Source organism: Bacillus manliponensis (assembly GCF_000712595.1).
In the GTDB taxonomy this organism is placed as follows: Bacteria; Bacillota; Bacilli; order Bacillales; family Bacillaceae_G; genus Bacillus_A; species Bacillus_A manliponensis.
The window spans coordinates 1-5,524 of the sequence record NZ_JOTN01000050.1; the positions used below are offsets into that span (position 1 = coordinate 1).

The following is a 5,524-nucleotide window of genomic DNA, read 5'->3' on the forward strand; positions in this document are numbered from 1 at the left end:
TTTCTTTTATATACTTAAAATTTACTATATTATGCTGTTCTATAATCTTTATTTTTTAGTTTCTTTTTAATATCCATAAATCCCAAGATCATTACTACCATGAGTGTTATATCGATCCAACGAAACTCTTTTTGGAACATAAGTGCAGATAAAAGATTGTAAGCATGTGTTAAGCCGACGATAGGGAAGAACCAAAGAAAAAACTTTAAATCTTTTAAAGTGTATTTATAATTTATAATTTTTTTCCACATATGTACCACTCCTATTCTGTTGAATTTTTATAGTCTTCTTTAATAGCTCTTTTTAGGTTACTTACAAAGAAGACTAGGAACACTACAGAAACAGCGCCACTAATCCAATAAGATGTGTCTCCTTCATTGTACTTAGTATAACAGGAATAGACATTAAAGATAAAAAGGACAGCCGAAAGGATTGTTGCGCTAATTACTGAAAGAAAACTTTTCATGATGGTTACTCCTTTAGAGGTTTTTTTAATTAAAATTATACATTCAAATAATAGGATTTACAAAAGGTATTGGGATTTAATTGGTTTTTGAAAACTTGCTTTTTTCTTATTCCCCCTTTTCGAGAGGGTGGGCAAAAACACCCATTACTAAAATTCCAAAGAAAAGAGGAACAACTTTATGAAAAACATATATGAACAACACCAACATGCACACATTGGCTATTATAAAAATGGATATGATCTAGAAGCGATAGGCTACAAAAAAGAAGGAATAGATGAATGGGATATATTTTTTGAACCAGAACACTATAAAAATGTTCATGTCCCTGAATATTTCCCTTATATTCCAAGATACGGACATAAAATTGGAGTAATCTATGCTAACGATTTGTCATTTGAAGAAGGAATTGCTTTTTTTGAAAAATGGTTACGTGATGCAAAGATTATCAACTAAATAAAACTTCCAATAACGAGAATTATGTAAATGAGCTGTCCATATGGGCGGCTTATTATATTTTTTTCCTTAGCGTGGTTTTGTTCCAAAATGCTGGCGGTACCTCTACTCTGCCCCTGGTTACAGCAACGCTGGTACTGGGCCTTATAGCGTCTTTATTTTATGTGTTTTTATTTTTCACAATCGTTAGTGCATTATTAGACAAAGATAAGATAAGACAACACAACAGACAAAAGAAATCGCACCAGCTGCAACTATAGAGGCTGATAAAGATGCTAAAAAAACAGAAATTAAGCCTGAAAAAGAAGTGAAACAAGAAGCTAATAAAGAAGAAAATGTTAATCAAGTTAAAGAAGAACCAGAAAAACCAGCAGTTGTGGAGAAGGCTCCAGAACAACCTGAAGTGATAGAAGAAGCGCCAAAGCCAGAACCAGAAGTTAAAACGCCTGCGCCTGAAGTGAATGTTACATATAAAAATTGCGCTGAAGTGAATGTTACATATAAAAATTGCGCTGAAGTAAGAGCTGCTGGAAAAGCTCCAATTCGTGCAGGTCAGCCAGGGTATAGTAGAAAGTTAGATCGTGATGGCGATGGAGTAGCTTGTGATAGATAAAAATTTATTGAGGAGGAATTACTATGAATAAAAAATTATTAACTTTATTAATTTGTAGCGCATTAATAGCTGGGTTGGCAGCGTGCGGATCAGAGGAAAAAGCAAACACTACAAGTGATTCGAAACCAAAACAAGAGCAACCTGAAAAGAAAGAAGAGAAGAAGCAAGAGCCTGTTACTGTTAATACATTAATCGAAGAGTTCAAGGCTGCTGGATTAGAGGCTGAAAACCCTACAGACTTAGCACAAAAAGAGTTTGGTAATATCCGTAAAGAAGGAAAACGAATTCTAGTCCCTGCTCTTGGTGAAGGTGCAGGCAGTAGATTATTTGAGTTTGATAAACCTGAAAACCTAGAGAAAGCGAAAGCTTACTACGATGAGTTAAGTAATGCTGGACCAATGACATTCTCTCATACATACGCAAAGGGTAACTTCTTACTGCAAATGAACGGCGATATGGAAGATGCAGAGTTTGCTAAATATAAAGAAGTTATGGACAAAATAGTGAAGTAACAGCACTTACGTAATTTTAGCGGATTTAAGTCAAGAAGGCGCTCGAAAGAGTGCTTTTACTTTTGAAAAAGGGGGTATATTTTCGTGGAGATGATTCAAACTTTGTATTACATCATATGGTGACCTCAAATAACTTGAAGTTTTTGCTCCAGAACCATAAAGAATGCATTCAATCTTAAAAACTTTAATAAATAAAAGAGTACCCGTTTGTTAAACATATATTTAAGCAATCGGTACTCTTTTTGTATTTGTTTTAATTAAATTCAAAGGGAAAAAATATTAAACAGCTTGCAAAGGCTTCTTTTCAAGTTGGATAGATTGTCTGAAATCTTCAGCTTCAGCTAACTTTGTAAATTCAACCGTCTTGTTGTGGTTTTTCTTCACAACATTTTCTATTTCAGCCAACTCAACCCGGAAGAATTCTTTTCTTGCATTTACCTTGTTCACTCGTTTATCGGCAAATGCTTGATGAAGAGCATTTTCCAAAGCAGGAGCATCTTCACTAAAAATCATTCCATGTACATCAAACGTAAATGGAACCGATGCATCACCCAATTCTTTTACACGGTCCATAGGTTCTAAACGACGAGTCATACCGATTTTAAATACGTTTTCACCAAATGAACCTATATTTGAAATGATATACACGTAACCGGCACGAGTGTTTTGTACTCTGTACAATACATCTTCTTTATTTTTCTGCGTTTGCTCCAACTGTGCTTCCAATTCTTTAAGCTTCTCAACTAATTTTGCTTGTTGTTTTTCAGTTGTTTCAGTCATTTGCATTTTTAACTTTTCAATTGCTTGCTCGAAGTGCTTTTCTTCTTTTTCCACTTTCTCTTTTGCTTTTTCTAACTCTTTTAATGCTTTCGCTTCTTCTCTCATGCGTTCTTTTATCTCAAGCTGTTCTTCTTTTTCTTCCTGTTTCATTTGTTCAAATGAATACTTTAAATACAACTCTTCGATCTTTAATATTAAATAACCTGGCGTAATTGATACCTGTTGCATATCAGTGAGTTTGTTCAATTCATCAAAAATCTTTTTAATCCTTTTCTCACTTGCTTCCAGGTTAGAATATTTTACTTTTGTAATGATATTATCACATTCATTATTGAATGCTTTCAAGGTAAGTTTAATTGTATCAAGTATGAATTCCTTACCTTTCTTTCTATCATCTCCAATTGTCCAGTCCAAGCTATGCAATGTAGCTTCTTTGTCCTTAACCATTTTCTTTTGTCTTTGTCGGATCTCATTCAATTTGATTTGGAATGCCTCTGACGTTTCAAAACCATATTTCGGATTTGTAAATCCAAATGATTGCATAAGTATGTCCTCTTTTAGGAGGATAACTTCTCTTTGTAAACTATCAATCTCTTGAATAATTGCTTGTTTATTGGATATGAATCCTTCAATCTCCTCACTCAATTTTTGTTTAGATTCGGTTAGATTTACAAGTGATTGAACATCCTCAATTCTTTTTGCAAGGGCATCCTTTTCTTTATTCATATTATCAATTTGAGAGGAAAGGCTATTTTTTACTTCTGTTAGGTCTGAAATAGGCTTGAAAGTTTCAAGTTCCGCTAGAACTTCTTGTTTAGCTAATGTTAGCTTTTGCAACTCTTCACTAAGACTGGCAATTTGCTCTTTAACATCTACAACTTTGTCAAATCCATTTCCTTCCCAAACCTGTTGTACTTTCTTCATTTCCTTATTTCGGTTAATGATAAGGATGATTGCAATGATAGGGGGGATGATCAGGAACCATAAAGCAAATAAAATTCCAGTTACCCATGATGAGTGCAGAAATTTTTCTTTATACATAGTTTTCTTTTCTCCTTTATTTATTTTTCTATCTTTATATTATAAACTCCCTAACATATTATAAAAAGAAGCTATTTTGGGGTATGTGTAGCAATGGAACCAAATCAAACAATACATATTAGCGGACATTAATACGATTTTATTTTCTACACGGGGTACCGCCAGCATTTCGGAAAAAAACCACACTAAGAAAAATAGATATTAAAAAGCTAATTCTATACCCATGTATAAGATAGAATTAGCTTTTCTAATGTTTTAAACTATGTAACTGCTGTTTTTGCTCTACTTAGGGGGATTGACAGGATTGTTGTCATAGACCGCAAAGTAAAATGGTGATTTTATAACAAGAAAAAAACACTCATGACGAGTGTTTTTTTCTGTATGCACATATTTCAAAGAAATCGGAAAACTATCTTATGGCTTTATGTTATCATATTTTGAGTGTTTGTATGTTGAGAAATACAAAGAGACTCTTAGAGTCTCTTTCTTAGGGTAGTTTGTCATCGGGAACCAAGATGACTCAATTTAATGGTATCATCATTATGACAAGTTAACTGTAAAAATTACGTAAATAAATATAAATTAATGTAATTGTGTGCTAGGATTAAATTGCACAATGGTGTTTCTTGTATATGTGAAAGCCCATCAATACAGTTGGGTTATTTTTTTATGTTAAATTATATTTTTCTAATAATTTTTATATAAAGCTACAATGTGAAAGTTTTGTTAACAAACTGTAAATCTACTACCAATAACAAGAATATTTTGATATGTTTTCCTTGTCAGCATAACAACAAAAAAGGAGATGGTTAAAATGTTTAAGAAAACAGCTTTAGCATTTACTTTATTGGGTACTTCAATTTTAGGAATTGCAGCAACTGACGCATCCGCAGCCCCAGCACCACCGCTTAGTTCATTACAAGTAGTGAAGGTAGAATCACAGTTAGGTGGAGTTGAATACATTGGTCAAAATCAACTGAGTACGATTAAAGATCATGGCGGAAGTTACTTGTATATTTCAACTGTAGAAGTTGGATATGGGCACCTTCGTTATGCTGAGATGAACGCTTCACGATTAACAGATAAAGAGCGCATGTCGTTAGACTTTAATGGAGATCGCATTGTGGATGGATGGGAGTTTAAATGGGATGCTTCCGGTCACGAAGATGGAACCTTTAAATATCGTAATACATCTACTAACTTCCCTAACAATACATTATCAACTTCGTTAAGAATTAAATAAAATTATTAACGAAGTTGAACTAAGTAATAATTAATACCATAAAAAAACCTCCAATATTGGAGGTTTTTTTATGGTATTAAAATTTGATCTAAAAGGCTAGTATCATATTTATTTAAGTCTACAATATCTAACCCTACAAAACTCTCAAATTTTTCATCTGAGAAACAAAAATCAATCCCTTTATAATGAAACTTTTGATTCACTTCTTGCTCATTTAAGCGGAAAGAATAAACATTACCATCTTTAGTATACATCTGTGTAGAGCCTGCTAGTTTAGATAACTCTAAAGCAATTGGGCCAAATACCTCTATGCCAACAATTCTATCCTGTTCATCGATATCTAACTCTAAATATTCATTTACTTCTAATTCATCAGTAAGTTGGATTTTATATTGAGCTGTTGAAGATAAAGTGT

6 protein-coding genes and 1 pseudogene are annotated in these 5,524 nt (G+C 33.1%); 4 read left to right on the forward strand and 3 right to left on the reverse strand.

All coding sequences use genetic code 11. The features are described 5' to 3' along the window. Nucleotides 1-29: 29 nt before the first annotated feature. Nucleotides 30-251 carry a hypothetical protein gene (locus tag BAMA_RS22925; RefSeq protein ID WP_034644307.1) on the reverse strand — a complete coding sequence of 74 codons (222 nt, stop codon included), beginning with the start codon at nucleotides 249-251 and terminating at the stop codon, nucleotides 30-32. Nucleotides 252-644: 393 nt separating this feature from the next. On the opposite strand from BAMA_RS22925, the gene BAMA_RS22935 reads away from it, so the two are divergent. The 3 genes and pseudogenes from BAMA_RS22935 (at nucleotide 645) to BAMA_RS22945 (ending at nucleotide 2,045) form a co-directional block, all read left to right on the forward strand. After that, on the forward strand, nucleotides 645-920 hold the full coding sequence (locus tag BAMA_RS22935) for a DUF3986 family protein (RefSeq protein WP_034644311.1): 276 nt from the start codon (nucleotides 645-647) through the stop codon (nucleotides 918-920). A 496-nt stretch (nucleotides 921-1,416) separates the two neighbouring features. After that, nucleotides 1,417-1,533, forward strand: a pseudogene (locus BAMA_RS25715) (excalibur calcium-binding domain-containing protein); the annotation flags it as partial. Between the two features lie 23 nt (nucleotides 1,534-1,556). Then, nucleotides 1,557-2,045, forward strand: a complete 489-nt coding sequence (locus tag BAMA_RS22945; protein ID WP_034644313.1) for a stress protein — start codon at nucleotides 1,557-1,559, stop codon at nucleotides 2,043-2,045. Between the two features lie 279 nt (nucleotides 2,046-2,324). Here the strand turns inward: BAMA_RS22945 and BAMA_RS22950 are convergent, their stop codons facing one another. Further along, the gene (locus tag BAMA_RS22950) at nucleotides 2,325-3,866 is read right to left on the reverse strand and encodes an SNIPE associated domain-containing protein (protein ID WP_034644315.1); all 1,542 of its coding nucleotides are present in this window, start codon (nucleotides 3,864-3,866) and stop codon (nucleotides 2,325-2,327) included. Between the two features lie 814 nt (nucleotides 3,867-4,680). Here BAMA_RS22950 and BAMA_RS22955 point away from each other — a divergent pair. Next, nucleotides 4,681-5,109, forward strand: coding sequence for a DUF4879 domain-containing protein (locus tag BAMA_RS22955; RefSeq protein ID WP_051759070.1), 429 nt, complete (start codon nucleotides 4,681-4,683; stop codon nucleotides 5,107-5,109). A 68-nt stretch (nucleotides 5,110-5,177) separates the two neighbouring features. Here the strand turns inward: BAMA_RS22955 and BAMA_RS24790 are convergent. Then, on the reverse strand, nucleotides 5,178-5,524 hold a 347-nt coding region (locus BAMA_RS24790; RefSeq protein ID WP_034644316.1), incomplete at its 5' end, for a hypothetical protein.